Here is a 25,552-nt window from a genome sequence, read left to right on the forward strand (position 1 = left end):
ACATCTATCCGAGGGACCGCATGGCAAAGGTTGAGGCGATCAAGACACGGGCGCCGCTCAGGATCAGGCGGCCGCCGGTAGGCGCATCTCCCGGCACGCTGATCGCCGATCCCGCGGCGCGACGCTCGGAACTGCGGCTCACCCTGATCTCGCCGCAAAAGTCCAAAACGATCGACAATGCCAGCATCGACGACGTCAATGCCAATTGCGAAAAGTGGCCGGTCATCTGGCTGGACTGCACCGGCCTAGCCAATATCGAGCTGATCGAGGAGATCGGCCGCATCTTCAGCCTGCATCCGCTGGCGCTGGAGGACGTCGTCAACACAGGCCAGCGGCCGAAGGTGGATTTCTTCGAAGATCACGCTTTCGTGGTCATGCGGGTGATCGACGACGTCGCCTCGCACCGCTACGAGCAGATCGCCGTCTTCCTTGGCAAGAATTTCGTCGTCACCTTCCAGGAGCGTGAAGGCGATCCGTTCGATCCGGTGCGCAAGCGCATCGAAAGCTCGGCGCCGAACCGGCTGCGCGCCCGTGGCGCCGACTATCTCGCCTATGCGCTGATCGACGCCATCGTCGACAGCTACTTTCCGCCGATCGAGGCGGCCGGCGAACTCGTCGACAGCATCGAGGACCAGATGCTGCACGCGCCGCACAAGCATCAGATGCAGCAGCTTCATGGATTGCGGCACGACGCCAATGTGTTGAAGGGGGTTCTGTGGCCGATGCGCGACGCGCTGGCGACGCTGATCCGCAACGACGTGTCCTATGTGAAAGCCGAAACCAAGGTCTTCCTGAACGATACGCTCGACCACGCGCTGCGGCTGATCGAGTTGGTCGAGAACCAGCGCGACATGCTGACCGGCCTCATCGAGATGCATCTGTCGCTGAGCCAGGCACGCACCAACGAGGTCATCTCCTATCTGACGATCGTGTCGGTGATCTTCATGCCGCTCACGTTTCTGGTCGGCGTCTGGGGCATGAATTTCGATCCGGAGACGTCGCCCTGGAACATGCCGGAGCTGAAGGCCTATTACGGCTATCCCTTGGCTCTGCTGTTCATGGCCGTGGTGGCGGTTGGGCTGATTGCGTTCTTCAAATGGAAGAAATGGCTTTGACAGGGATAACTTGCCGTTTTGGCGTGAAAAGCCGGCTTCGTGAATTGGGCTGGTGTTTTCTTGGGAATTGCACTATATGCGCCGCAGCTTAGCGCTATGACGCTCTGCTTGCACCGGCCCCTGCTGGACGACATCCCGGCTGAGGGCGACCCGTTTCCTCGAACAGATAAGGAAAAACACGATGTCGATCACTGCCGAGCGCAAACAGGAATTGATGACTGAATTCGCAACCGCCAAGGGCGACACCGGGTCTCCGGAAGTTCAGGTGGCCATCCTTTCCGAGCGCATCAAGAACCTGACTGACCATTTCAAGGACCACAAGAAGGATAACCATTCCCGCCGTGGTCTGCTCGCTCTCGTCTCCCAGCGCCGGAGCCTGCTTGATTATCTCAAGCGCAAGGACGACACGCGCTACCAGACGCTGATCGAGAAGCTCGGCCTGCGCCGTTGACGAATTGACCGGCGGGCCCTCACAAGGGCCCGCCGGTCGCGCATTTGAGCACCGGACCAATCCGATCTCGAATGCAGGACTGGAGCGCCGCGCACCCATTCGGATGCCGGACGGACGCTCCAACAAGTTGAGTTTGCGCGTGACGCATTCCGCAAGCCGCTGCTTGTGGGGTCATGCGCAGGGCCAGTCGGATCGATTGGCCAAATCCGGCTTCGAGCGTGCAGAGGGCCCCCTCGAAGCCACCCCATGGACGGTCATGGGGCAGGATTGCAGGACGCTCGTGCGGCCATCCGGCCGACATGGATCGAGCTTCCCGTTGTCTTGCCCGTGGCTGCCCGAGAAAGGAAGCCAGGGGAAAGGGCACCCGCGCACGCTGAAACGGCGCGGCCCTTCCTCATATGAAGGACAAGACATGTTCAATCACCACAAAGTGGAAATCGAATGGGGCGGTCGCCCGCTCATCCTCGAAACCGGCAAGATCGCGCGCCAGGCCGACGGCGCCGTGCTCGCCACCTACGGCGAGACCAAGGTTCTCGCCACGGTCGTTTCGATGAAGGAGCCCAAGCCGGGCCTCGACTTCTTTCCGCTGACCGTCAATTACCAGGAAAAGACCTACGCCGCCGGCAAGATCCCGGGCGGCTATTTCAAGCGTGAAGGTCGTCCGAGCGAAAAGGAAACGCTGGTTTCGCGCCTCATCGACCGCCCGATCCGTCCACTGTTTGCCGACGGCTACAAGAACGACACGCAGATCGTCGTCACCGTCGTCCAGCATGATCTCGAGAACGATCCGGACATCCTGTCGATCGTCGCCACCTCGGCGGCCCTGACCCTGTCTGGTGTGCCCTTCATGGGCCCGATCGGCGGCGCCCGCGTCGGCTACATCAACGGCGAATACGTGCTCAACCCGCATGTCGACGAGATGCAGGAATCCAAGCTCGACCTCGTTGTCGCCGGCACCGCCGACGCCGTGCTGATGGTCGAGTCAGAAGCCAAGGAACTCGGCGAAGACCTGATGCTCGGCGCGGTCATGTTCGGCCATCGCGGTTTCCAGCCGGTGATCGACGCGATTATCAAGCTGGCCGAGGTCGCCGCCAAGGACCCGCGCGACTTCACCGCGCCGGACTATTCCGCTCTCGAAGCCGAGATGCTGAAGATCGTCGGCGACGAGCTTCGCGACGCGTACAAGATCACCGACAAGCAAAAGCGCTATGCCGCCGTGGACGCCGTCAAGGCCAAGGTCAAGGCGGCCTTCGCTCCGGCCGAAGGCGAAGAGCCGAAATATTCCTCCGAGCAGATCGGCAGCGTATTCAAGGAGCTCCAGGCCAAGGTCGTGCGCTGGAACATTCTCGACACCGGTTCGCGCATCGACGGCCGTGACCTGAAGACCGTGCGCAAGATCGTGTCCGAGGTCGGCGTCCTGCCGCGCACCCATGGTTCGGCGCTGTTCACCCGAGGCGAGACCCAGGCGCTGGTCGTCGCCACGCTGGGCACCGGCGAGGACGAGCAGTATGTCGATTCGCTGACCGGCATGTACAAGGAGAAGTTCCTCCTCCACTACAACTTCCCTCCCTATTCCGTCGGTGAGACCGGCCGCATGGGCTCGCCCGGCCGCCGCGAGATCGGCCACGGCAAGCTCGCCTGGCGCGCCATCCGCCCGATGCTGCCGACATCAGACCAGTTCCCCTACACGCTGCGCGTCGTCTCGGAGATCACCGAGTCCAACGGCTCGTCGTCGATGGCAACCGTCTGCGGCACCTCGTTGGCGCTGATGGACGCCGGCGTGCCGCTGGCAAAGCCCGTCGCCGGTATCGCCATGGGTCTGATCAAGGAAGGTGAGCGCTTCGCCGTGCTCTCCGACATCCTGGGCGACGAGGATCACCTCGGCGACATGGATTTCAAGGTCGCCGGCACCACCAACGGCATCACCTCCTTGCAGATGGACATCAAGATCGAAGGCATCACCGAGGAGATCATGAAGATCGCTCTCGACCAGGCCAAGGACGGTCGCCAGCATATTCTCGGCGAAATGGGCCACGCGCTGTCCGGCGCGCGCGCCGAACTCGGCGAGTTCGCGCCGCGCATCGAGGTCATGCACATCCCGACCGACAAGATCCGCGACGTGATCGGTTCCGGCGGCAAGGTCATCCGCGAGATCGTCGAGAAGACCGGCGCCAAGATCAACATCGAGGATGACGGCACGGTCAAGATCGCTTCGGCGAACGCCAAGGAGATCGAGGCTGCGAAGAAGTGGATCCACACCATCGTCGCCGAGCCGGAAGTCGGCGAAATCTACGAAGGCACGGTCGTCAAGACCGCCGACTTCGGCGCCTTCGTCAACTTCTTCGGCCCGCGTGACGGCCTGGTCCACATCTCGCAGCTAGCCAACGACCGGGTCGCCAAGACTTCGGACGTCGTCAAGGAAGGCGACAAGGTGTGGGTCAAGCTGATGGGCTTCGACGAGCGCGGCAAGGTCCGCCTGTCGATGAAGGTCGTCGACCAGGCCACCGGCAAGGAAATCGTTCGCGACAAGAAGGCCGAGAGCGAAGAAAACGCCGCCTGAACGGGCTGACGGAAAAATCGAAGCGGGCGCGGCTCATGTCGCGCCCGCTTTCGTTTATGGAGCAAAGGCATGTCCGCTGAAGCGCTGAAGACGCTGTTCCATCCATTCGAGGCCGAGGCGGTCGCCTTGCCGCGAAAGGGCGAGCGCGTGCTTTTTCTCGGGGCCGAATCCGGCTTGCGGACACCGCAGGACTTCGATGCCGAGCTGCACGTGGTGCAAGGCTTCCGGCCGCACTTTCGCGCGCTGCAAGCCGCGGGCTTCACTGTCACCCCGCAAACGCAAGGCGATGGCTTTGAGGCCGCGCTGGTGCTCGCGGGTCGCCATCGCGGCCAGAACGAGCTGCGCATCGCGGAAGCGCTGGAGCGCGTCGCCGAGGGCGGATTGATCGTCATTGCCGGCGGCAAGGATGACGGCATCGCCAGCTTGCGCAAGCGCATCGACGAGCTTGTGCCCCTCGAAGGCCATCTGCCCAAATATCACGGCATCGCCTTCTGGCTTCGCCGGCCGGCCGGGACGACGGCAGCAGCCGCGCTGCGTGCCGCCAATCCCGCCGGGCTGGTCGACGGCCGCTTCAGCACGGCGCCCGGCATGTTTTCCTTTGATCGTGTCGATGCCGGTTCGAAGTTGCTGGCCGACCATCTTCCGGCCGACCTGCGCGGCCATGTCGCCGATTTCTGCGCCGGCTGGGGCTATCTGGCGGCGGAGATGGAAGCGCGCTCGCCCGGCATCTCGGCACTTGATCTCTATGAGGCGGATTTCGCTTCTCTCGAAGCCGCCAAAGCCAATCTTGCCATGGCCAGCCAGTCGGTTGCGAAAGGTTTCTTCTGGACGGACCTGCAGAGCGAGCCGGTCGAGCGTCGCTACGACGCGGTCGTCATGAACCCGCCCTTTCATCGCAGCCGGGCGGCTGAACCGGAGATCGGCGCCAGCCTGATCCGGGCAGCGGCAAAGGCGCTGAAGCCGGGGGCCCGGCTGTACATGGTGGCGAACCGCCAGCTGCCCTACGAGCCGGTACTGGCCGCCGCCTTCTCCAGCCATGCTGAGCTCGCCCGTGACGGCATGTTCAAGGTTCTTTCCGCGCGTCGCTGACACGCAACGGCGTGGCACTCAGTGCAGATTGGCGACGCGCCTCGAATCCTCGACGACATGTTCCGCGCCGGCCATGACCGCAAGCGGCGCCGGCCGGCCGAACAGATAGCCTTGCACCACCTCGCAACCGGCAGCCCTGAGCAGTGTCGCCTGGTCCTCTGTCTCGACACCCTCGGCAATGATACTGACGCCGAGTGCTCGCGAGAGGCCGACAATGGTCGATACGACGGCGCCGGAGCTCGAATCCGTATCGATGCGGCTGACGAAGGAGCGGTCGATCTTCAGCTTGCCGAAGGAGAAATCGATCAGGTAGCTGAGATTGGAATAGCCGGTGCCGAAATCGTCAACGGCAACCGAGATGCCCATATCCGCAAGCTCTTTCAGGATGGCGGCGGCGCGGTCGCGATCCTGCATCATGGCCGTCTCGGTGACTTCCAGCTCCAGCCGCGACGGCTTGATGCCGGTGGTCCGCATCGTGTCGCGCACGAGGCCGATGAAGTCCTTGGTCATGAACTGGACCGGCGAGATGTTGACGGCGACGAAGCAGTCGTCGGGCAAATGGCGGGCGTCGCTGCATGCCTTGCGCAGAACCCATTCGCCGATCGGATTGATCATGCCGGTTTCCTCGGCGATCTGGATGAACTCCAGAGGCGGGATCATGCCGCGTTCTGGATGGTTCCAGCGGATGAGCGCTTCATAGCCGACGATGCGGCCGCTCGGCAGGTCCAACTGCGGCTGATAGTGAAGGTCGAAATCACCGCGCTCGAATGCGATGTGCAGCTCGGATTCGACCCATTGGCGATGATCGGCGACCCGGCCCATCTCGGTATCGAAGACCGACCAGTTGCCGACTCCCCTGGCGCGCGCATTTTGCAGCGCCAGGTTGGAGCGGCGCAGGATGAGGACTGGGTCGACGCCGTCCTTGGGCATCGCCACGATGCCCACCGACAGGCTCACCGATTGCTGGTGGCTGCTAAGCTCATAGGGCTCCATCATCTCGTCGATGAGCCTCTCCACCATAGCTTCCATCGTGCCCTGGATCTGATGATCAGGGAGCAGCACCGCGAACTCGCCGGCGCCGATGCGCCCGATCAGCACGCGCTCGGGCACGCAGGCCTGCAGCCGCTTGGTGAAGGCGCGGATCAGTTCGTCGCCCTGGCTGTAGCCGATCGCGTCGTTGATCTGCTTGAACCGGTCGATGTCGATGTCGATGAGGAACATCGGGGCCCCGGTGCGGCTCGTCGCGCAGGCTGCCTCGGCGATCTTGCCGACCATTGCCGGACGCGCCAGCAATCCGGTCAGCTTGTCGAACTGGGTTTCGTTGAAGACGAAATCAGCCGATTCATCGACGCCGGCGAAGAAAGACATCGCGGCCCCCGCCGCCGCCAGAGCGCAAAGGGCAGCCATGATCGCCACCATCACGTCCGCCGGCATGCCGGCAAAGCCGTCGCCAAGCGCGTGCTTCAGGCCCCAGATGCCGAGGATGAAACTGCCAATGCCCGAACTGGCTATGGTGATCAGCCGGAACACCGGTGTGCGGTTCGGGTTGCTGACGGCAGGCATTGAAAGTCCCCAAATTGCGGGACTTTGTAGCGGATAGGCCCTTAAAATGAGTTTCCGCGAATGCATCCAATTTTATTGGAAGGGAATTATTTCTTCACAGGAGAAAAGACTATTTCGCGAAATGGCCTATTCGCTCGCGCGATCCGTCTGCTTCAGCTCCTCGAGCGTCGGCATGGAAACGATATGATAGCCTGAATCGACATAGTGGATTTCGCCGGTGACGCCGGAAGCGAGGTCGGACAGGAGATAGAGAGCCGAGCCGCCGACCTCGTCGATGGTCACGGTGCGGCGCAGCGGAGAATTGCGCTGCTGGTAAGAGAACATGTGGCGCGCATCGGAAATACCGGCGCCGGCAAGCGTTCGCACCGGTCCCGCCGATATGCCGTTCACCCTGATGCCGCGCGGGCCGTAATCGTTGGCGAGATAGCGCACGCTGGCCTCGAGGCCGGCCTTGGCGACGCCCATGACGTTATAGTTCGGCATGACGCGCACCGAACCGGCATAGGTCAGGGTGATCATCGATCCGCCTTCCTGCATCAGGGCCGCGGCGTGGCGCGCGACCTCGGTGAAGGAGTAGCAGGAGATGACCATGGTGCGGACGAAATTGTCCCGGCTGGTGTCGGCGTAGAGGCCCTTGAGCTCATTCTTGTCTGAAAAGCCGATGGCATGGACCACGAAGTCGAGCCCACCCCAGGCCTTGCCCAAGGTCTCGAAGGTGGCGCGGACCGAGGCGCTGTCCTCGACGTCGCAGGGAACCACCAGCGCCGCACCGAGCCTGTCGGCGAGCGGCTTGACCCGGCGGCCAAAGGCGTCACCCTGGTAGGTGAAGGCAAGTTCGGCCCCATGTTCGGACAGTTTCCGGGCTATGCCCCAGGCGATCGAATGATCGTTGGCGACGCCCATGACAAGCCCGCGCTTGCCCTTCATCAATCCGTCCATGATCGCCAATCCTCGTGGAAAAAACGTGGCCTTATGCGGAATAGCGCTGGAAAACCAGCGTTGCGTTGGTGCCACCAAAGCCGAAGGAATTGGACAAAACGGTGTCGATCCTGGCGTTGTCGATGCGCTTTCGCACCACCGGCATGCCCTCGAATTCGGGGTCGAGAGTCTCGATATGGGCGCTTTCGCCGATGAAGCCGCCTTGCATCATCAGGATCGAATAGATGGATTCCTGCACGCCGGCCGCGCCCAGCGAATGGCCCGTCAGCGATTTGGTCGAGGTGATAAAGGGCATCTTCTCGCCGAACACCTCGCGGATCGCGCCCATTTCGCGGGAATCCCCCACCGGCGTCGAGGTGCCGTGGGTGTTGATGTAGTCGACCGGGGTGGTGACGGTCGCCAGCGCCTGCCGCATGCAGCGGACGGCGCCTTCGCCCGAGGGCGCAACCATGTCGAAGCCGTCCGAGGTGGCGCCGTAGCCGACGATCTCTGCATAGATCTTGGCGCCACGCGCCTTGGCATGCTCCAGTTCCTCGAGCACCAGCACGCCGGCGCCGCCGGCGATGACGAAGCCGTCGCGATCGACGTCATACGCGCGGGAAGCGGCCGATGCCCTGTCATTGTACTTCGACGACATGGCGCCCATGGCGTCGAACAGGTCCGACATCGTCCAGTCGAGATCTTCGTGGCCGCCGGCGAACACCATGTCCTGCTTGCCCCACTGGATCAGTTCGTAGCCATTGCCGATGCAATGCGCCGAGGTCGAGCAGGCAGACGAGATCGAATAGTTGACGCCGTGGATCTTGAACCAGGTGGCCAGCGTCGCCGACGCGGTCGACGACATCGCCTTCGGCACGGCGAACGGGCCGATGCGCTTGGGGCTGCCGTTCTTGAGCGTGGTTTCGGCCGCCTCGACGATGGTGCGGGTGGAAGGTCCACCCGAGCCCATGACGATGCCGGTGCGCTCATTGGTGATGTCGCTCTCGCCAAGCCCGGCATCGGCGATCGCCTGGTCCATGGCGACATGGTTCCAGGCCGCTCCCTGGCTCAGGAAGCGCATTGCGCGGCGATCGATCATGGCGCTGGGATCGAGCGTCGGCGCGCCCCAGACCTGGCAGCGGAAGCCGTGCTCTGCGAAGGAGTCGGAGAAGCTGATGCCGGATTTGGCGTCATGCAGCGAGGCTTGCACCTCGTTGGCATTGTTGCCGATCGACGACACGATGCCGAGGCCTGTGACTACGACACGTCTCATTCGCAACTCCTTCCAGGAATGCTGGCCACGAAGTCGGCCAGGGCGACGGTCAAGCGACCGCCGACTGCTTGGACAGACCGACTTTCAGGTCCGTTGCCGCGTATATGGGTTCGCCGTCCGCCTTTAGCCAACCATCGGCGATGCCCAGCACCAGCCGGCCACGCATCACACGTTTGAATTCCACGCCATACTCGACCTTTTTAACCGAGGGCGTGACCATTCCCTTGAACTTGACCTCGCCGGTCGACAGCGCCATGCCTTTGCCGGGTTCGCCCAGCCAGCCGAGATAGAAACCCGTCAGCTGCCACAGGGCATCGAGGCCCAGGCATCCAGGCATGATGGGATTGCCGATGAAATGGCAGGCAAAGAACCACAGGTCCGGCTTGATGTCGAATTCGGCACGGATGAAACCCTTGTCGAAAGCCCCGCCTGTTTCGCTGATCTCGGTGATGCGGTCAAACATCAGCATCGGCGGGTAGGGCAACTGGGCATTGCCCGGTCCGAACAGCTCGCCGCGGGCGCAGGCCAGCAATTCTTCGTAGTCGTAGCTGGATTTCGAACCCGCCATCAATCTCGTTCCCATATGTCCCGGGCGCTGGCGCGCCCTTGTCGTTGGTGTCCTAACACAATCTGTTTCAGGCCGGAAACCGGCGTTTGCGCTTAACCCGCCAGTCTTGCCGGGTCAATGCGCGCTATTGATCGCATCCGGACGACAGAATATATGTCGGAAGGGGTCCGGTTTCGGCAGACATCCATTTTTTTGCCATTCTGGACGTGTCTTGAGGCGGAACTGTGAGCTTGGACGACCAGATGGACCGGGGCTGCCGGAAGGAAAATGTCGCTGTGGACAAGCGGGTTCGTGAAGCCGGCCTGAGGCCGACACGGCAGCGCATTGCGCTTGCCGACCTGCTTTTCGCCAAGGGTGACCGCCATCTGTCGGCCGAGGAACTGCACGAGGAGGCCGTCGCCGCCGGCGTGCCGGTGTCGCTGGCCACCGTCTACAACGCCCTTCACCAGTTCACCCAGGCGGGACTGCTGCGCATTCTCGCTGTCGAGGGCGCCAAAACCTATTTCGACACCAACACCTCCGATCATCACCATTTCTATATCGAAGGCGAAAACCGGATTTTCGACATCGCCAATGGTCCGGTCACCGTCACCAACCTGCCGGAACCACCCGAGGGGATGGAGATCGCCAATGTCGACATCGTGGTGAGGCTGCGCCCCAAACGCGCCGAATGACCGGGGCTGGCACGTATGAACGGCCAGGCACGTATCAACGGCCAGGCACGTATGGACGGCCAGGCACGTATGGACGGCCAGGAATGAAACCCCTCGATCTGGCTATCCGGCTGGAATGGGCCGGTGTCGCGGTGTCCGCTATCGTCTTTTATGCACTCGCCGGTGCGTCCTGGTGGTTGTTCGCCTTGTTGATCCTGGCGCCTGATCTGTCCATGTTCGGCTATCTCGCCGGGCCGCGCGTCGGCGCCGCCTGCTACAATGCCTTCCACGTCTTGGTCCCGCCGGTGCTTTTGGTGCTTGCCGGCAGCCTGTTCGGCAGTGCAGCCGCTATAGCGGTTGCATTGATCTGGATCGCCCACATCGCTATCGATCGCGCGCTGGGCTACGGCTTGAAGCTGTCGAGCAGCTTTCAGGATACCCATCTCGGCCGCATCGGCCGCTAAACGGTCCGGCCTGCGGTTCAAACGAATCGGCACAAGGCCAACGATCAGTCCTTGACCCGTTCGCCGGGATAGGCGCCCCAGACGACGGATTGGGCGAGCCAGCCGGTATGGCCATCGAGCGTCATTTCGCACCACTGGCCGTCGCAGGATTTGATCGTGCCCATGACGCCCGGCTCGACGATAGCCACCACGCTGGCGTCCTTTTCGGGGCTCCTGAGGAGATTGATCTGGGCGCCCTTGCCGCGCTGCCACGGCGCCACGATCGCCGTGCGCCGGCCCGAAAGCAGCGACTGGTTGATCCAACCTTCCGAACCGTCGGCGTCGCGCACGCGGCGCCATGTGTCGAATTCCTGGATGATCTCCATAGGCAGGCCTGCCTTCAGATACATCCAGTCGACCGAGTAGTTGGCGCCCGGCCCGACACGCGAATTGACGCGGCCGGATTTCAGGCTGACGAATCGTGGCAGCGGCAGGCCGCTCGGCCCGAGCGTAACGACGCTCTGGGCGGGGGCCGCTGCACCTTGCGCGCACAGTTGGGGTGAATAGAGAAGAGCGCCGAGAAATGCTGCGCTGAGGGTCAGGCGAAGCGACGCGAAACCAGACACTTTCGTTCCTTTCGGCGCTGGCCTGCCGGCCCCGGCGCCCCTTTTTCTTTGTCTTCGGCGGCACCGCTTGGTACATGGGTAAATCGGCTACCGCGACCGGCTTCCAGTTTCGCCGGTCTTGGTTAAAGAGGTCTCAACGAGGGAAACAATGGCAGGCAAAAAGAAGCCTCTCGTGGTCATCACGCGAAAACTGCCCGACCCTGTCGAGACCCGCATGCGCGAGCTGTTCGACGCAAGGCTGAACGTCGAGGACAGGCCGATGACGCAGCCGGAACTGGTCGCGGCGGTCAAGGAGGCGGACGTGCTGGTGCCGACGGTGACCGACCGCATCGATGCGGCATTGATCGCCCAGGCCGGCGAAAACCTCAAGCTGATCGCCAATTTCGGCAATGGCGTCGACAAGATCGACGTGGCGGCCGCGGCCAAGAAAGGCATCACCGTCACCAACACGCCCAATGTGCTGACCGAGGATACGGCCGACATGACGATGGCGCTGATGCTGGCGGTGCCGCGCCGGCTGGCGGAGGGCGCCAATGTACTCACCGGCGACAAGAAATGGGCCGGCTGGTCGCCGACATGGATGCTTGGCCGGCGCATCTGGGGCAAACGGCTCGGCATTGTCGGCATGGGGCGTATCGGCACCGCCGTTGCCAGGCGTGCCAAGGCCTTCGGCCTCTCCATCCACTATCACAATCGCCATCGCGTTTTGCAGGCGGTCGAGGACGGGCTGGAGGCGACCTATTGGGAAAGCCTCGATCAGATGCTGGCCCGCATGGACATCATCTCGGTCAACTGCCCGTCGACGCCGGCGACGTTCCATTTGCTTTCGGCGCGGCGGCTGGCGCTGCTTCAGCCCACCGCCTATATCGTCAACACCGCGCGCGGCGACATCATCGACGAGGAGGCGCTGGTCAAGCTGATCCAGGATGGCAGGATCGCTGGCGCCGGCCTCGACGTCTACGAGCACGAGCCCGCATTGAACGGAAAACTGCTCAAGCTCGCGACCAAGGGCAAGGTCGTGCTTTTGCCGCATATGGGATCGGCGACACTCGAGGGCCGCATCGACATGGGCGAGAAGGTGATCATCAACATCCGCGCCTTCGTCGACGGCCACCGCCCGCCGGATCGCGTGCTGCCGCTCAGGACCTGAGCGGCTTCGCAATATAATGTAAGTGAAAACTTACAAAACAGTCTTGCGCATGGTGACCGAAGTCGGTCGCGCATAACCTTCATGCGCCGTTCTCACGGTCTCGCGAAAACCGAGCCGGGCAAAGGCCGCCTGGTTCCCGGCCAGCTCGATTCGCGTCTGCAGCTCGATTGCGGCTTTGCCGCGGCTGCGGGCAAAATCCTGGACGGCTTGCATCAACAACCTGCCGATGCCCTGGCCCTGACAGTCCGGCGTGACGGCGAGCTTGCCGACATAGAGGTGGTCGGTTCGTTCCAGGGCGAAGATGCAGCCGACGATGCTGTTGCCGCCGAGCGCCAACAGGCCGGTCTCGCGGCGGGCTTTGTCGCGCAAAGTTTCCGCAGTGAGCAGGTGCACCGAGGACGGCGGGTCGATGATGCCGTCCATGAAGGCGAAAGCGCGCAGGATCAGGGCGAGCACTTCGTTCCAGCGGTCGAAATCGGCCGGAATCCGGGTGATGGTGATATCGGCAGTGCGCTTCAACGTCAGTTTCGTCTCTTGTAGCGGATGGTCTCGAAACGCGCGGCCAGCGCGTCATAGAGCAGCAGCCGCCCGATCAATGGCTCGCCGATGCCGGTGATCAGCTTGATGGCTTCCATCGCCTGCAACGTACCGATAACCCCGGTCAGCACGCCAAGCACCCCGGCCTCGGCGCAGGACGGCACCAGACCCGGCGGTGGTGCCTCCGGGAAGAGGTCGCGATAGCCGGGGTTGTACGTGCCGTCCCTATCGGTTTGGAATGGCATCAGCACGGTCACGGAACCATCGAAACGGCCCACGGCGGCGTGCACCAGCGGCTTTCCCTCCGCCGCACAGGCATCGGCCACGATATAGCGCGTCTCGAAATTGTCGGATCCATCGACGACCACGTCGTAACGGGCGACGAGGGCTTGGGCATTGTCCGCGGCCAGGCGCAATGTGTGGATTTCGACAGCGGTGTTGGGATTGATGCGGGCGATTGCCGCCTTGGCGCTGTGGGTTTTCAGCATGCCGACAGTGTCGGTGCCGTGAATCACCTGTCGCTGCAGGTTGGAGAGCGAAACCGTGTCGTCGTCGATCACGCCGAGCGTTCCGACGCCGGCTGCGGCAAGATATTCAAGCACCGGTGCGCCCAATCCGCCGGCGCCGATGACCAGCACCCGCGCTCGCTTCAGGCGCTGCTGGCCGGCGCCGCCAATTTCGGGGAGCACGATGTGGCGGGCGTAGCGTTCGAGTTCTTCGTCGGTGAGGGCGGCGGCGGTCATGGCGCGACCATATAGCGAGAGAATAACCTTGTCAGGTGTTCACACAGCGGTCGGCGCGACCGTGCCGTGATCGACGGTCAGGAACTGCGCCCGGCCGGCCAGGCTGGAAAACAGCGCCGCATCGGTTCCCGTCATGAAAGCCTGGCAGTTCAACTCCTCCAGGATCGAGAACAGTGCCGCACGCCGACCGCTATCGAGATGTGCCGCGATCTCGTCGAGCAACAGGATTGGCGTCAAGCCGGACATCTCGCCAGTCAACCTGGCATGCGACAGGACGATACCTACAAGCAAGGCTTTCTGTTCGCCGGTCGAACACAGCTCTGCCGGCATCGCCTTGGGCCGGTGCCGGACCACGAGGTCGGAGCGGTGCGGGCCATCCAGCGTGCGCCCGGCGGCACGGTCGCGGTCGCGGCCCCCGGCGAGCGTGCGGCGGAACCGCTCCTCGACGTCGACGGCCGGCGTGGTGGCGATCTCGGCCTCCAGATCGCCCGAAATGCCGATATCGGCCTGCGGAAACGGGCCGCTGTCGGGCAGCCGGTCGATCATGGCGGCGAGCAGGCGCACCATTTCGGCGCGCGCCGCGGCGATCGCCACGCCTGTCTCGGCCATCTGCGTCTCGATCGCCTCGAACCAGCTCAAATCCCGCGAACCTTCCGTCAGCAACCGGTTGCGGCCGCGCATCGCCTTTTCATAGTCGAGGGCGCGCTGTCCGTGGCCGGGATCGATCGCCAGCACCAGCCGGTCGAGGAAGCGCCGGCGGTCCGCGGCCGGTCCGGTGAACAGGGTATCCATTGCCGGCGTCAGCCACACGACGCGCAGCCATTCCAGCATATCCTCGGCCGATCGCGCCGTGGCGCCATTGATGCGCACCCGCCTGCCGCCCTCGCCAAGACTGTCGCCACCCGAAATGCCCGTCCCTATCTCGACTTGGCCGTCAGGTCCGTCGAGCCGCGCGTGCAGCGCAAAGCCGCCGTCGCCGCCCTCGCGCGCGACGTCCGCGTAAGGCGCGCGGCGCAGGCCGCGGCCCGGCGTCAACAGGGAAATCGCTTCCAGCAGATTGGTTTTGCCGGCGCCATTGTCGCCGGAAAACACCACCGCGCCCGGCTCAAGCTCGAGCGACAGCGCCGCATAGTTGCGGAAGTTTGTAAGTGTAAGCTTACTTATATGGGTTTGTGCCGGCAACCGCTGCTGCCCTACACCCGCATCGGCATCAGCACATAAAGCGCGGTTTCATCGGCCATGTCGTGGATCAGCGTCGGTGAACCGGCGTCGGCCAACATGAATCGGGCCTCTGAACCGGTCAATTGTGCGGCGACGTCGAGCAGGTACTTGGCGTTGAAGCCGATCTCGATCGGGTCGGCTGAATAGTCGGCGGCCAGCTCCTCGGTGGCGCTGCCCGAATCCGGATTGTTGACGGCAAGCGTCACCTGGCCCTCACTGATCGAAAGCTTCACCGCGCGGCCGCGTTCGGAGGAGATGGTCGAGACGCGGTCGACGGCGGCCGCGAAGCTCTGGCGGTCGATGATCAGCTTCTTGTCGTTGCCGGTGGGAATGACCCGCTGATAATCGGGGAAGGTGCCGTCGATCAGCTTGGAAGTCAGGATGACGCTGCCGATGGTGAAGCGGATCTTGGTGTCCGACAGTTCGGTGGTGACCGCCACGTCGGGATCATCGACCAGCTTCTGCAATTCGCTTACGGTCTTGCGCGGGATGATGATGCCCGGCATGCCTTCGGAACCCGCCGGCGCGTCGATCTCGGCGCGTGCCAGGCGATGGCCGTCGGTCGCCACCGAGCGCAGCTTCAGCTTGCCGCCGACCTCATGTGTGTGAAGATAGATGCCGTTGAGATAATAGCGCGTTTCCTCCGTGGAGATGGCGAACTGGGTCTTCTCGATCAACCCCTTGAGCGCGAGCGAGTCGAGCCGGAAGATATGCGAGAAGGATCCGGCCGAAAGCTCGGGGAAGTCCGATTGCGGCAGGCATTGCAGGCGGAAGCTCGAGCGGCCGGAGGTCACCGTCATGGCGTTGCCGTCCTCGTCCGTCTTCAGCATCACCTCGGCACCGTCGGAAAGCTTGCGCACGATGTCGTAGAGCAGATGCGCCGGAACCGTTGTCGCGCCACCCCGCTCGACCTTGGCGGGCGTCGCTTCCGTCACTTCCAGGTCGAGGTCGGTGGCCTTCATTTCCAGGCTGGCGCCTTCGGCGCTGAGCAGCACGTTGGACAGGATCGGTATGGTGTTGCGCCGTTCGACCACGCGGTGGACGTGGTTGAGCGACTTCAGGAGATTTGACCGTTCCAGGATAACACGCATGACGAACCAGGCTCGCTTGAATGAATGAGCGGGTCTCCGGCTGGCGGCGTCCCGCGAAAGGTCTGAACAGGCTTCAGAATCTGCGTAAACTGACAGGAAAAAACCAGCAAACGCAAGCCCGCGCGACCGGTTCGGGCCGGCTACGCGGGCTTTCTGGGGATAAAGGCGGCGAAGCACGCCGGCAGGCGTTTTCGAACGGCTCAGGCCTGGTCGTTGATCAACCGTCTCAACAGTTCCAGTTCCTGCGCCAGCGTGTTGTCGCCGCCGGAAAGATCCTCGATCTTGCGCACTGCGTGCAGCACCGTTGTGTGATCGCGGCCGCCGAAGCGCCGCCCGATCTCGGGCAGCGAGCGCGGTGTCATCACTTTGGACAGATACATGGCGACCTGCCTCGGCTTAACGATGGTGCGCGTGCGCCTGTTGGACAGCAACTCGGTCTTCGACACATTGTAGTGCCGCGCGACGATGCGCTGAATATCCTCGATACGGACCCGCTTCGGCTCGCCGGTTCGGTAGATATGGCCGAGGATTTCGTCGATGCGATCGATGGTGATCTGCGGCTCGAAAGACTGGCGGAACAGGAGTTGATTGAAGGCGCCTTCCAGTTCGCGGCCGCTGCCGGTCACCGTGCGGGCGACGTGATTGAGGATCTCGTCTGAGATGTCGAGGGAGGCGTCATCGTGCCTGGCGGTGGCGAGGCGCAGCTTGAGCATGCCCAGGCGCATGGCGAAATCGGGGGCCGACATTTCGAGCGCGACGCCGCCATTGAGGCGCGAGCGGACCCGCGGTTCGAGTGATTCCAGCTCCGACGGGGGCCGGTCCGCGGCGACGACGACCTGCTTGGCGCTGTCGAGCAGCATGTTGATCAGGTGGCAGAATTCGTGCTGGATCGACTTGCCCTGCAGGAATTGCATGTCGTCGATTATGAGCAGGTCGATGTCGCGCAACTGTTCCTTGAGCGTCAAGGCATTGTTGTCGCGGATCGCGGTGGCGAAGCGCCACATGAAATACTCCGCCGTCAGGTAGACGACGCGCGATTTCGGGTTCTGCTTCAGCGATTCCGCGGCGATGGCCTGCAACAAATGGGTCTTGCCGAGGCCGACCGTCGCATGAAGGAAGAGCGGGTTGAAGCGCACCGCGCTCGACTGCGATTCCGCCACGGCCTTGGCCGCAGCGAAGGCCACCCGGTTCGAGGGCCCTTCGATGAACGAGGCGAACGTGTAGCGCGGATCAAGCGGCGATCCCAGCACATTGTGGCGGAACTCGCTCTCGGTTGGCCCGCCCGGGCGGGGCGCCGGAGCTCGCTCCAGCCTGCCAGGGCTTACGGTGCCGGCGGCCAGAGCCGTCTGCGTCTGGCGCGTCATCTTGCGTGCGGGCGCCAATTCCGGTTCGGCATGGCTGCGCCCCTGGCGGGTGGCCGTGCGCACGATGATCTCGATCTTGAGGATCTCGGGATCCTCGTGCTTCCAAAGTTCGCAGATAAGGTCGAGATAATGGCCGTTGATCCACGAGCGCAGGAACGCTGTGGGCACCGAAATGCGAACGATGCCCTTTGAAGCCTCTGCGACCTTCATGCGCCCGAACCAGCTCGAATAGACCTCGGTACCCAAGCGCGCCTTCAACTGGGCCTTTACCCGGTCGAACTTCTGTTCCGCGTCGCTGGAAGCCGCCATCTCGTCAGCTCCGATCAGATTTCCTGAAAATGGGATTTCATTCATAAGCTCCCTTTCGACGCCGCTCTGCATGATCGAATTCCTTGTCTCTGTACCTGTTTTTCCGCCGGGGATGCGCCTCCTGCATCCGTGTTCCAGCGACTGCGCTTTGCTACGACGCCCGCTGCCGCCGCCGGCAGATGAACGTCGCCCATTATCCAGGGAACCGGTGCCGGCCCATGGAAGCCAGTCCGTGTTGGGTATGTCAGGGCAATGCAACACCGTCCGGCGAAAATCGCCGGCGCTGTCGACCTGCCATGTCTAGTTACGCCAGTCCCCTACCGTATCGAAAAAGAGCAAACCAAACCTGCCCGCGGACTTGGTCCGCGTCACAAACCCCGCCAATTTAAGCTGGCCCATTCAGGCTGGGTTAGGGCCACCCGGCCCATCCCTTTCGATGGACCGACATTACCGAAATCGCTGTGGATAGAGCAAGGCCACGTCTAACGGATTTTTAAGGAATCTGGTTAGGTCCGGCGCGCCGAAGCGCCATGCGGCAGCACTATAGTTTGACAAAGCCATTGTGATTCAAACCCTTTTCCGGCGAATATGAAAAAGCCGGGCTGGCGCGAAATTTTGTGAAATAAATCGCTTGACAGCCAGTTGTTCTCCTGGCGCTCCGCTGCGTTGTGGACAACGTGTGGATGACTATCTGTAACCAATTGGGAAATATTGATTATTTCTGCGGAGGGGGAATTTTTCAGCCGACACTTTTCAAGTATCTGGACCATCAGCCGGAACGCATATGCCGGCAAAGCATTTCGGACCGCAGACTCCGCTTTCGACGCCGTTTCCGAGTATTCTTTTTAAGTGCTTGCCGGCAAACGAAAAAACCCGGCACTATCGGCCGGGTTCTCAGAAGATCAGTCCGGAAAGGGACGTCAGGCCGACAGCACCTTGAGGCGCTGGGCCAGCCGCGAAACCTTGCGGGCCGCGGTGTTCTTGTGGATCACGCCCTTTGTCGCAGCGCGCATCAATTCCGGCTCGGCGGCCTTGAATGCTGCCTGCGCGGCGGCCTTGTCGCCGGAGGCGAGCGCCTCCTCGACCTGGCGCACATAAGTGCGGACGCGCGAGCGGCGGTTTTTGTTGATCGCCGCGCGGCGGACGATCTTGCGCGTTGCCTTTTTGGCCGAGGATGTATTGGCCATGATGCCTCTCTTCTGATCTGGTCGGCGCATGCGGCATGCCGCAGGGCACAAAAAACAAACGGGCAGCCACAGGGCCGCCTCGGTTGGTGCGGCTTATAGTTCAGCTTTCCCGGCGCGTCAACGCTGGCTTGCGTTCTTTTTGGCTGTCGTCGCGCCGGAGCATTTTTCAGCCACGCCGAAGCACTTGGCGCCCCGGAGGTGCGCTGTCAGCGATTGGTGAAATTCGGCTTGCGCTTCTCGGCGAAGGCCGCCATGCCTTCCTTCTGGTCGTCGAGCGCAAACAGCGAATGGAACAGCCGGCGCTCGAACCGCAACCCCTCGGCGAGCGTCGTTTCATAGGCCCGGTTGACGGCTTCCTTTGCCATCATCACCGACGGCAGCGAAAAATCGGCGATCTTGGCCGCTGCCTTGACGGCCTCCTCGACAAGCTCGCCGGCAGGCACGACGCGCGAGACCAGGCCGGAACGCTCGGCCTCCGCGGCATCCATCATCCGCCCGGTCAGGCACATGTCCATCGCCTTCGACTTGCCGACGAACCGGGTCAGGCGTTGTGAGCCGCCCATGCCGGGAATTACGCCGAGCGTGATTTCGGGCTGGCCGAATTTTGCCGTGTCGGCGGCGATGATGAAGTCGCACATCATCGCCAGTTCGCAGCCGCCGCCCAGCGCATAGCCGGCCACCGCCGCGATGATCGGCTTGCGCGCCCGGGTCAACTCTTCCCAGCCGACGAAAAAGTCCTTGATGTAAGCATCGACGTAGGAAATCGACTGCATTTCCTTGATGTCGGCGCCTGCGGCGAAGGCCTTCTCGGAACCGGTGACGACCATCGCGCCGATGTCGTCATCTGCCCCCAACACGTTTACCGCGGCCACCAATTCCGCCATGACCTGGGAATTCAGCGCATTGAGCGCCTTCGGCCGGTTCAAGGTGATCAGCCCGACCTTGCCCCTGGTTTCAACGACGATCGTTTCATAGGCCATGGCTTCGGCTCCTCTTCCAGGCAATTGAAGATCGATCTAGCTCACCGCTGACAGGTCCGGCAATAGAAGGTCGAGCGGCCGCTCTGCGTGATGCGCTCGATATGGCCGCCGCAGCCAGGCTTGGAACAGGGTTCGCCCTCCCGGTCATACACCGCGAAGGAGTGCTGGAAATAGCCTAGCGAACCGTCGGTCTGCATATAGTCGCGCAGCGACGACCCGCCGGCCGCAATGGCATCTGCGATGACCGAGCGGACCGCCACGGCAAGCCCCCGGCTTTGCTCACTGGCTTTCTTGCCGGCTTTGGCGATCGTGCCGGCCTCGCGCAGCGGCGACAGCCCGGCGCGCCATAGCGCCTCCGAGACATAGATGTTGCCGAGCCCGGCTATCAGTCTCTGGTCGAGAAGAGCGGCCTTCAGCGGCGATTTCCGGCCCTTCAGCAGCGAGGCCAGCAGCACTCCGTCAAGCGCGTTGCCGGTGGGTTCGACGCCGAGCCCCGCCAGCATCGGATGGGTGTCCGGCGGCCCTTCGCAAAACAGCATGAAGCCGAAGCGACGCGGATCGTTGAAAACCACGCGCGAGCGGGTGCCGTCCCGAGAGGCGACGTCGAAGATGACATGGTCGTGCGTCGAACTCTTCGACCGCTCGTGATGGAACACGCCGGGCATTTCGGCGGCGTCGGCCGTCTCGATGCGAAACGAGCCCGACATGCCGAGATGGCAGATCAGGGCGGGACCGCTTTCGAGATCCATCGTCAGATATTTGGCCCGGCGTCCGAGCGCCGTGATCGTCTTGCCGGTCAGCCGCTCGGCGAATTTTTCGGGGAATGGAAAACGCAGGTCCGGCCGGCGTGCCTCGGCGCGGATGATGCGGGCGCCTTCCAGAACCGGCTCCAGCCCGCGCCGGACCGTCTCGACCTCGGGCAATTCAGGCATGACCGCCCATATCCGGGTAAAAGGAAGTGCCGTAGCGGCCGCGCGCCAACCCGAGATGTTCGGCCACGGTTTCACCAATGTCGCAGAATGTCGTTCTCAGCCCGATGTCGCCGCCCGTCAGACCCGGTCCGATGCCGATCACCGGAATGCGTTCGCGTGTGTGGTCGGTTCCGCGCCAGGTCGGGTCGTTGCCGTGGTCGGCCGTCAGGATCAGCAGATCGCCCTGTCGCAATCTTGCGAATGCTTCCGGCAGTCGCCGGTCGAAGGCCTCGAGCGCGGCGGCATAACCTGCAACATCGCGGCGATGGCCGAACTCGGTGTCGAAATCGACGAAATTGGCGAAGACGAGATCGCCGTCGCGGGCCGCATCCATTGCATCAAGCGCCTGGTCGAACATGGCCATGTTGCCCGCAGCCTTGCGCACTTCCGAAACCCCCCGATGGGCAAAGATGTCGCCGATCTTGCCGACGGCGATGACGCGGCTGCCACGCGCCGTCAGCCGGTCGAGCAATGTCGGCTCGGGCGGCGGCACGGCGTAGTCGTGTCGGTTGTAGGTCCGCTCGAAAGTGGCTGCCGTCTCGCCGAGGAACGGTCGCGCGATCACCCTTCCGATCCTCAACGGATCAACCAGGCGGCGCACCACCCTGCAGAATTCGTAGAGCCGCTCCAGGCCGAAATGGATCTCATGCGCGGCGACTTGCAGGACCGAATCCACCGAGGTGTAGCAGATCGGCTTGCCCGTGCGGATGTGCTCCTCGCCGAACCGTTCGATGATCTCGGTGCCCGGCGCATGGCAGTTGCCGAGAATACCCGGCACCTGGCCCTCGCGGATGATCGCCTCGGTCAGTTCGGCGGGAAAGGCCGGGATCGTATTGGGAAAGTAGCCCCAGTCGAAACGCACCGGCAGGCCTGCTATCTCCCAATGGCCCGATGGCGTGTCCTTGCCGCTCGAAACCTCCTGAGCGGCGCCGTGGAAAGCATTGGCGACGAGATCCGTCCCGAAAGCGGCAAAGCCCAGCCCCGTCGCGGTCTCGGCAGCCTTGCCAAGTCCAAGCGACGCCATGTTGGGAACAAACAACGGCCCCTGGCGAAGTCCTTCGCGATCGGCGCGGCCTTCCGCACAGGCCTCGGTGATATGGGCGAAGGTGTTGGCACCGGCATCGCCGTAGCGTTCGGCGTCGGCGGCGCCGCCTATGCCGAAGGAATCCAGGACGAAGAGGAAAGCACGCGCCATGAGGTCATTGTTGCCGGTTTGAGCATCCAGACATAGGGTTCCACGGCGGCATTGGCAATTCGGAAACCAAACGGCAACCGCTCGGCGCGATAGTCTGGAACCAAGTCATTGACGGATCGCAGGACCGGGTCTCCCATGAAAGCTGCCCTCAACGCATGCGCCGCTCTCATCATCGCGCAGGGCGCGGTCTGGTCCGGCCCGGCGCGCGCCGACTGGCGCGAGGATATCGGCACGTTTCGCATCGGCATCGTCGCCGAACCCGGAGCAGGCAATACCGTTCCAGGCCTGGCGCGGTTGACCGAGGCCTTTACCAACGCTCTGGGCATGAAGGTGAAGTTCGTCGTTGCCCGTGACTATGCCGCGCTGATCGATGCGCAGGCCAACGCCCACATCGAATATGCCATCTATTCGGCGGCTGCCTACGCAACGGCGTCACAGCGCTGCGAATGCATCGAACCGCTCGTGGCACCGGTCGATTCCGATGGCGCCGTCGGCATCCGCGCCGTGCTGTTGACGAAGGATGGCAAGGTGCCCAGCCTGACGGCGATGGAAACCCACCGGATCGCCATGCCGCCGGCGGACAGCATTGGTTCTCTTTTGCCATTGGCCGGACTGGCCGCCGAGCACGTCAAGATCGCAGAGGACGCATCGTTTCTGGTCTATGCCGATTCCGCCTCGGCCGCGGAAGGAATGCTGGTCGATGGCCAGACCGATGCCTTGTTCGGCTGGGCGACGGCGGCGGCCGACGGCGAGCCAAGACTATCGGGCACGCAGGCAAGGCTCGAAGCTGCCGGGCTTTCGGCGACAGCCCTTCAAGTCGTATGGACGTCGGGTTTGCTGAGATATGGTCCCCATGCGGTGCGCAGCGATCTCGACCCGGAAGCCAAGCGCCGGTTGGCCGTCTTTCTCACCAATCTCAAATCGACGACGCCCGATATCTACGATCTGCTGGAATCGAAGCATTCCGGCGGTTTCGCCACCGTGGTTCCCAAGGATTACGAGATGGCGCACGCCATCGTGCGTCTGGTGTCGGACGGTGGCGTGCGGCGATAGAGCTCGTCAGCAGTCGCCGCAGGGGATCGTCAGGCTTCGGCGCGGACGCAGATAATAGGTCTCGCCCATCGATATATTGTTGAAGATCGTCGTCAATCCGGCCTTCTGTGAACTGTCCGGGGACCAAGTGATTATCGGCTTGTAACCAAGTTTGCTTTCGACACGGATGAGAAAGGTGCCGGCGACCTTGAGCGTGGATGGCACGGTCGTGGGTGTGTCCTTGGCGGCGTCAGCGCCGTAGACGCCATTGACCACCTTGCGTGACCACACCACGTTCACCTCGGGCGGCGTATCGGTTGTAACCTGTATTGCCGTGATCGTGATGTCCGGCGTCGAGCGATTGTAGGGCTGCAAGGTGGAGGTGCCGATTTTCATAATGGCATCCAGGTCCGCCTTGACGATGGTCGGCTGCTGCGTGACCAGATCCGCGACCATGCTGCCGATGCGGCTGACCTTCTTGCTGGTCTCGATGGCCTGCGAAGCCTCCATGGTGATGAAATACATGATCAGCAGGATGGGGACGATGAGGGCGAACTCGACCGCCGCGATGCCGCGGCGATCGCGTATGAAACCGACCAACTTCCCCCAACATCCTGCCATTCCTGGATGTGCCCCCGCACGCATCATGCCCGTTGCCCTTTTTCCTGGGTTTTGCTTCCGCCGCGAACTCAGTTGTCGAATGGCTCGTTCTGCCAGGTCACCGATGCAAAATGCAGTGTCTTGTTGCCGCCCATCGACTGAGCCAGAAGATCGGTCATGACGGGCCATTTGTAGAAGACCCGCAGCATGTTCTTCGATTCCGCCAGGCCCGGCGTGGTCGCGAAGGGCTGCGAGTTGGTGCCCTGCATCAAAATGATGTTGCCGTTGTCGATCTTGAAGGTGGCCGTGGCCGCGTCGGCGAACGTGGTATATTCGCGAAGGTCCACGTCCAGTTGATTGGGGCAATCCTGCGAGACGATGATCTCCAGCCTGTCGCAGATCATGGTCTTCAACTTGTCCCCGGCGACGTCGGCCGGCCTCAACTGCCCGGTGCGCAATTTGCGCGCGATGTCGTCGGTGATGTTGGCCATCACTTCCTGGCCGGCAAATGAGATGCAGCTTTCCAGGATGGCGAAGACAAGAACCGCGAACGGCAATGCGAGCAGCGCGAATTCCAGTGCCGTACTGCCGCGGCGGTCGCCGGCGAAGCGCGCAAAAAACCGTGCCCGTCTTGCGGTGCGATCACCTGTCGAGACGAATTCGTTGCTCATGCCCTGATCCTGCCCAACCCCCAGACGGTCTCGGCAGGTGTATTAGTGCAAACCAATTGAAGTCCGGTTTGAATGATCGTTAAAGTCGCCGCGGGCGTCTTAACCACCCGCTAACCTGGACCGCGTGCCTACCGGCTGACGCTCATCTCGGCTTCCGAGGATTTTTCGGCTTCGCTCTTGTAGGAGCTTTCGCAATAGGGCGTGCAGGACATGGTCTGAACTTCAGCGCGCCGGTAGATGCGCACCGACGAGGCCGCCTGCCGCACGACGGTGACCTGTTCATCGACGATCGGGCTGCCATCCTGGTCGAGGACGACGAGGTTGGTGACGCCGAAGCCCTTACCAGTCAGCACGATCGTCGAGGCGTCCTGCACGGAAGCGTCGGCGATTGCCGGGTTGCCGACCACGATCGTGTCGGCAGGGCGCGACAGTTTGACGATCTTGGCCTGGTTCATGGTGACCTCGATGCCGGTGCCGGCCCTGGCGGGCATGACAAAGCTCACGGCGGCAAGAAGCACGGCAATCAGGATCGACGATCTCGGCTCGGCCATTGAGGCGCTCCAGGCGGGCGGACTGTTCAACGGAACATGAACGAGATTGGTGAACCAACGGTTAAGCAGGCCTCCCGGCGCCATGTGCCGCGATCGTCATAGGCGCCCGTCCCGTCCAGTTCCTCCCGCGGATCGCAGGTCGCGAAGCGATGCCTTTTTGCGGCTGCTTGACTGGGAATTGCGCCTCGGCCGGCGCTTAGCCCATAGTTAACCACGCAATATGTTCCAACCGGGAAAGGAATCGGTAAGGCTGTTTATTAAGTCCATCGAAAGAGCTTCTCCCTAGATTGGCAGCATCCGATCAACCATCACAGAAGTTGACGGAAGTGCTGTAACACGTGGAGTAGGAGCTCTCGAATGTCTAATCTCATTGCACGTTTCGTAAAGGACGAATCCGGCGCGACCGCTATCGAATATGGTCTGATCGCCGCCCTTATCGCGCTCGCCATCATCGTCGGCGCTGGCGCGCTCGGCAATGCAATCAACGCCAAGTTCAGTGCCATCGGCACCACCTTGAACACTACCGGCGGCTGATTTGCCTTATTGCTGACTTTCAGCTTGAGTTCAGAACAAGGGCCGCCACACGGCGGCCCTTGTTCTGTCTCGCAGCCCGTATCAATCGCCTTTTTGTTCCGGGCCTCATCAATCATTAATCGAACATGCCTAGATTGAGTGCCGCTTGATCCGACAA

26 protein-coding genes are annotated in these 25,552 nt (G+C 62.6%); 9 read left to right on the plus strand and 17 right to left on the minus strand.

Annotation, left to right across the window (positions count from 1 at the left end; translation table 11 throughout):
- The first annotated feature begins 20 nt into the window (after positions 1-20).
- The 4 genes from corA to LB566_RS14925 all read left to right on the plus strand — a co-directional run bounded on the left by corA (position 21) and on the right by LB566_RS14925 (position 5,215).
- Entirely contained in the window at positions 21-1,115 is a 1,095-nt protein-coding gene (corA, locus tag LB566_RS14910) for a magnesium/cobalt transporter CorA (protein WP_140550085.1), read from the plus strand.
- A gap of 139 nt (positions 1,116-1,254) precedes the next feature.
- Positions 1,255-1,566: a 30S ribosomal protein S15 gene (rpsO, locus tag LB566_RS14915; RefSeq protein WP_281405124.1), complete on the plus strand. Its 312-nt coding sequence runs from the start codon at positions 1,255-1,257 to the stop codon at positions 1,564-1,566.
- 412 nt (positions 1,567-1,978) lie between these two features.
- Positions 1,979-4,126, plus strand: a complete 2,148-nt coding sequence (gene pnp / locus LB566_RS14920; RefSeq protein WP_140550084.1) for a polyribonucleotide nucleotidyltransferase — start codon at positions 1,979-1,981, stop codon at positions 4,124-4,126.
- Positions 4,127-4,195: 69 nt separating this feature from the next.
- Positions 4,196-5,215, plus strand: coding sequence for a class I SAM-dependent methyltransferase (locus LB566_RS14925; RefSeq protein ID WP_224624953.1), 1,020 nt, complete (start codon positions 4,196-4,198; stop codon positions 5,213-5,215).
- Between the two features lie 18 nt (positions 5,216-5,233).
- Here LB566_RS14925 and LB566_RS14930 read toward each other — a convergent pair whose 3' ends face one another.
- From LB566_RS14930 to fabA, 4 genes are all read right to left on the minus strand, one after another.
- Positions 5,234-6,778, minus strand: a complete 1,545-nt coding sequence (locus LB566_RS14930) for a putative bifunctional diguanylate cyclase/phosphodiesterase (protein ID WP_140550082.1) — start codon at positions 6,776-6,778, stop codon at positions 5,234-5,236.
- A 126-nt stretch (positions 6,779-6,904) separates the two neighbouring features.
- The gene (gene fabI / locus LB566_RS14935; protein WP_224624954.1) at positions 6,905-7,717 is read right to left on the minus strand and encodes an enoyl-ACP reductase FabI; all 813 of its coding nucleotides are present in this window, start codon (positions 7,715-7,717) and stop codon (positions 6,905-6,907) included.
- A 31-nt stretch (positions 7,718-7,748) separates the two neighbouring features.
- Positions 7,749-8,969 (minus strand): beta-ketoacyl-ACP synthase I, encoded by a 1,221-nt coding sequence (gene fabB / locus LB566_RS14940; RefSeq protein WP_140496770.1) that lies wholly within the window; start codon positions 8,967-8,969, stop codon positions 7,749-7,751.
- Positions 8,970-9,018: 49 nt separating this feature from the next.
- On the minus strand, positions 9,019-9,537 hold the full coding sequence (gene fabA, locus LB566_RS14945; protein WP_140496768.1) for a 3-hydroxyacyl-[acyl-carrier-protein] dehydratase FabA: 519 nt from the start codon (positions 9,535-9,537) through the stop codon (positions 9,019-9,021).
- A gap of 242 nt (positions 9,538-9,779) precedes the next feature.
- Here fabA and irrA point away from each other — a divergent pair, with 242 nt between their 5' ends.
- Positions 9,780-10,211, plus strand: a complete 432-nt coding sequence (gene irrA / locus LB566_RS14950; protein ID WP_181165297.1) for an iron response transcriptional regulator IrrA — start codon at positions 9,780-9,782, stop codon at positions 10,209-10,211.
- Between the two features lie 83 nt (positions 10,212-10,294).
- The gene (locus tag LB566_RS14955) at positions 10,295-10,654 is read left to right on the plus strand and encodes a DUF4260 domain-containing protein (RefSeq protein WP_224624955.1); all 360 of its coding nucleotides are present in this window, start codon (positions 10,295-10,297) and stop codon (positions 10,652-10,654) included.
- A 44-nt stretch (positions 10,655-10,698) separates the two neighbouring features.
- Here LB566_RS14955 and LB566_RS14960 read toward each other — a convergent pair whose 3' ends face one another.
- The gene (locus LB566_RS14960; RefSeq protein ID WP_140496762.1) at positions 10,699-11,259 is read right to left on the minus strand and encodes an SH3 domain-containing protein; all 561 of its coding nucleotides are present in this window, start codon (positions 11,257-11,259) and stop codon (positions 10,699-10,701) included.
- 148 nt (positions 11,260-11,407) lie between these two features.
- On the opposite strand from LB566_RS14960, the gene LB566_RS14965 reads away from it, so the two are divergent.
- Complete coding sequence (locus LB566_RS14965) at positions 11,408-12,409, plus strand: 2-hydroxyacid dehydrogenase (protein ID WP_140496760.1); 1,002 nt, start codon at positions 11,408-11,410, stop codon at positions 12,407-12,409.
- Between the two features lie 30 nt (positions 12,410-12,439).
- Here LB566_RS14965 and LB566_RS14970 read toward each other — a convergent pair whose 3' ends face one another.
- The 9 genes from LB566_RS14970 to LB566_RS15010 all read right to left on the minus strand — a co-directional run bounded on the left by LB566_RS14970 (position 12,440) and on the right by LB566_RS15010 (position 22,007).
- Complete coding sequence (locus LB566_RS14970) at positions 12,440-12,928, minus strand: GNAT family N-acetyltransferase (RefSeq protein ID WP_224624956.1); 489 nt, start codon at positions 12,926-12,928, stop codon at positions 12,440-12,442.
- Between the two features lie 2 nt (positions 12,929-12,930).
- Positions 12,931-13,689, minus strand: a complete 759-nt coding sequence (locus tag LB566_RS14975) for a molybdopterin-synthase adenylyltransferase MoeB (RefSeq protein WP_224624957.1) — start codon at positions 13,687-13,689, stop codon at positions 12,931-12,933.
- A gap of 39 nt (positions 13,690-13,728) precedes the next feature.
- Positions 13,729-14,871, minus strand: a complete 1,143-nt coding sequence (recF, locus tag LB566_RS14980) for a DNA replication/repair protein RecF (RefSeq protein WP_224624958.1) — start codon at positions 14,869-14,871, stop codon at positions 13,729-13,731.
- Positions 14,872-14,882: 11 nt separating this feature from the next.
- Positions 14,883-16,001 carry a DNA polymerase III subunit beta gene (gene dnaN, locus LB566_RS14985; protein ID WP_140550076.1) on the minus strand — a complete coding sequence of 373 codons (1,119 nt, stop codon included), beginning with the start codon at positions 15,999-16,001 and terminating at the stop codon, positions 14,883-14,885.
- Positions 16,002-16,201: 200 nt separating this feature from the next.
- A complete protein-coding gene (gene dnaA, locus LB566_RS14990) occupies positions 16,202-17,746 on the minus strand; it encodes a chromosomal replication initiator protein DnaA (protein ID WP_140550075.1) in 1,545 nt (514 codons plus the stop codon).
- Between the two features lie 848 nt (positions 17,747-18,594).
- Positions 18,595-18,861, minus strand: a complete 267-nt coding sequence (gene rpsT / locus LB566_RS14995) for a 30S ribosomal protein S20 (protein WP_140496747.1) — start codon at positions 18,859-18,861, stop codon at positions 18,595-18,597.
- 206 nt (positions 18,862-19,067) lie between these two features.
- Positions 19,068-19,841 (minus strand): enoyl-CoA hydratase, encoded by a 774-nt coding sequence (locus LB566_RS15000; RefSeq protein ID WP_224624959.1) that lies wholly within the window; start codon positions 19,839-19,841, stop codon positions 19,068-19,070.
- 41 nt (positions 19,842-19,882) lie between these two features.
- Positions 19,883-20,773, minus strand: a complete 891-nt coding sequence (mutM, locus tag LB566_RS15005) for a bifunctional DNA-formamidopyrimidine glycosylase/DNA-(apurinic or apyrimidinic site) lyase (RefSeq protein WP_224624960.1) — start codon at positions 20,771-20,773, stop codon at positions 19,883-19,885.
- The gene (locus LB566_RS15010) at positions 20,766-22,007 is read right to left on the minus strand and encodes a phosphopentomutase (protein WP_224624961.1); all 1,242 of its coding nucleotides are present in this window, start codon (positions 22,005-22,007) and stop codon (positions 20,766-20,768) included. The genes mutM and LB566_RS15010 overlap by 8 nt, the downstream gene beginning before the upstream one ends.
- 135 nt (positions 22,008-22,142) lie before the next feature.
- Here LB566_RS15010 and LB566_RS15015 point away from each other — a divergent pair, with 135 nt between their 5' ends.
- Positions 22,143-23,060: a phosphate/phosphite/phosphonate ABC transporter substrate-binding protein gene (locus LB566_RS15015; RefSeq protein WP_224624962.1), complete on the plus strand. Its 918-nt coding sequence runs from the start codon at positions 22,143-22,145 to the stop codon at positions 23,058-23,060.
- Between the two features lie 6 nt (positions 23,061-23,066).
- Here the strand turns inward: LB566_RS15015 and LB566_RS15020 are convergent, their stop codons facing one another.
- The 3 genes from LB566_RS15020 to LB566_RS15030 all read right to left on the minus strand — a co-directional run bounded on the left by LB566_RS15020 (position 23,067) and on the right by LB566_RS15030 (position 24,861).
- The gene (locus LB566_RS15020) at positions 23,067-23,687 is read right to left on the minus strand and encodes a TadE/TadG family type IV pilus assembly protein (protein WP_140550070.1); all 621 of its coding nucleotides are present in this window, start codon (positions 23,685-23,687) and stop codon (positions 23,067-23,069) included.
- 41 nt (positions 23,688-23,728) lie between these two features.
- Positions 23,729-24,310 carry a TadE/TadG family type IV pilus assembly protein gene (locus LB566_RS15025; protein ID WP_140550069.1) on the minus strand — a complete coding sequence of 194 codons (582 nt, stop codon included), beginning with the start codon at positions 24,308-24,310 and terminating at the stop codon, positions 23,729-23,731.
- Between the two features lie 128 nt (positions 24,311-24,438).
- A complete protein-coding gene (locus tag LB566_RS15030) occupies positions 24,439-24,861 on the minus strand; it encodes a pilus assembly protein N-terminal domain-containing protein (RefSeq protein WP_140550068.1) in 423 nt (140 codons plus the stop codon).
- 357 nt (positions 24,862-25,218) lie between these two features.
- Here LB566_RS15030 and LB566_RS15035 point away from each other — a divergent pair, with 357 nt between their 5' ends.
- Positions 25,219-25,395: a Flp family type IVb pilin gene (locus LB566_RS15035; protein WP_224624963.1), complete on the plus strand. Its 177-nt coding sequence runs from the start codon at positions 25,219-25,221 to the stop codon at positions 25,393-25,395.
- The last annotated feature ends 157 nt before the right edge of the window (positions 25,396-25,552 follow it).

Source organism: Mesorhizobium sp. CA13 (genome assembly GCF_020165235.1).
Taxonomy (GTDB): Bacteria; Pseudomonadota; Alphaproteobacteria; order Rhizobiales; family Rhizobiaceae; genus Mesorhizobium.

Coding starts and splice junctions, on each gene's coding strand:
- LB566_RS15025 (WP_140550069.1), bottom strand. CDS start 24,310: ATGAGCAACGAATTCGTCTCGACAGGTGATCGCACCGCAAGACGGGCA.
- LB566_RS15010 (WP_224624961.1), bottom strand. CDS start 22,007: ATGGCGCGTGCTTTCCTCTTCGTCCTGGATTCCTTCGGCATAGGCGGC.
- LB566_RS15035 (WP_224624963.1), top strand. CDS start 25,219: ATGTCTAATCTCATTGCACGTTTCGTAAAGGACGAATCCGGCGCGACC.
- LB566_RS15020 (WP_140550070.1), bottom strand. CDS start 23,687: ATGATGCGTGCGGGGGCACATCCAGGAATGGCAGGATGTTGGGGGAAG.
- LB566_RS15030 (WP_140550068.1), bottom strand. CDS start 24,861: ATGGCCGAGCCGAGATCGTCGATCCTGATTGCCGTGCTTCTTGCCGCC.
- LB566_RS14975 (WP_224624957.1), bottom strand. CDS start 13,689: ATGACCGCCGCCGCCCTCACCGACGAAGAACTCGAACGCTACGCCCGC.
- LB566_RS14930 (WP_140550082.1), bottom strand. CDS start 6,778: ATGCCTGCCGTCAGCAACCCGAACCGCACACCGGTGTTCCGGCTGATC.
- LB566_RS14925 (WP_224624953.1), top strand. CDS start 4,196: ATGTCCGCTGAAGCGCTGAAGACGCTGTTCCATCCATTCGAGGCCGAG.
- mutM (WP_224624960.1), bottom strand. CDS start 20,773: ATGCCTGAATTGCCCGAGGTCGAGACGGTCCGGCGCGGGCTGGAGCCG.
- LB566_RS14955 (WP_224624955.1), top strand. CDS start 10,295: ATGAAACCCCTCGATCTGGCTATCCGGCTGGAATGGGCCGGTGTCGCG.
- LB566_RS15015 (WP_224624962.1), top strand. CDS start 22,143: ATGAAAGCTGCCCTCAACGCATGCGCCGCTCTCATCATCGCGCAGGGC.
- rpsT (WP_140496747.1), bottom strand. CDS start 18,861: ATGGCCAATACATCCTCGGCCAAAAAGGCAACGCGCAAGATCGTCCGC.
- dnaA (WP_140550075.1), bottom strand. CDS start 17,746: ATGCAGAGCGGCGTCGAAAGGGAGCTTATGAATGAAATCCCATTTTCA.
- LB566_RS14965 (WP_140496760.1), top strand. CDS start 11,408: ATGGCAGGCAAAAAGAAGCCTCTCGTGGTCATCACGCGAAAACTGCCC.
- dnaN (WP_140550076.1), bottom strand. CDS start 16,001: ATGCGTGTTATCCTGGAACGGTCAAATCTCCTGAAGTCGCTCAACCAC.
- fabB (WP_140496770.1), bottom strand. CDS start 8,969: ATGAGACGTGTCGTAGTCACAGGCCTCGGCATCGTGTCGTCGATCGGC.
- LB566_RS15000 (WP_224624959.1), bottom strand. CDS start 19,841: ATGGCCTATGAAACGATCGTCGTTGAAACCAGGGGCAAGGTCGGGCTG.
- corA (WP_140550085.1), top strand. CDS start 21: ATGGCAAAGGTTGAGGCGATCAAGACACGGGCGCCGCTCAGGATCAGG.
- fabA (WP_140496768.1), bottom strand. CDS start 9,537: ATGGCGGGTTCGAAATCCAGCTACGACTACGAAGAATTGCTGGCCTGC.
- pnp (WP_140550084.1), top strand. CDS start 1,979: ATGTTCAATCACCACAAAGTGGAAATCGAATGGGGCGGTCGCCCGCTC.
- fabI (WP_224624954.1), bottom strand. CDS start 7,717: ATGGACGGATTGATGAAGGGCAAGCGCGGGCTTGTCATGGGCGTCGCC.
- irrA (WP_181165297.1), top strand. CDS start 9,780: ATGGACCGGGGCTGCCGGAAGGAAAATGTCGCTGTGGACAAGCGGGTT.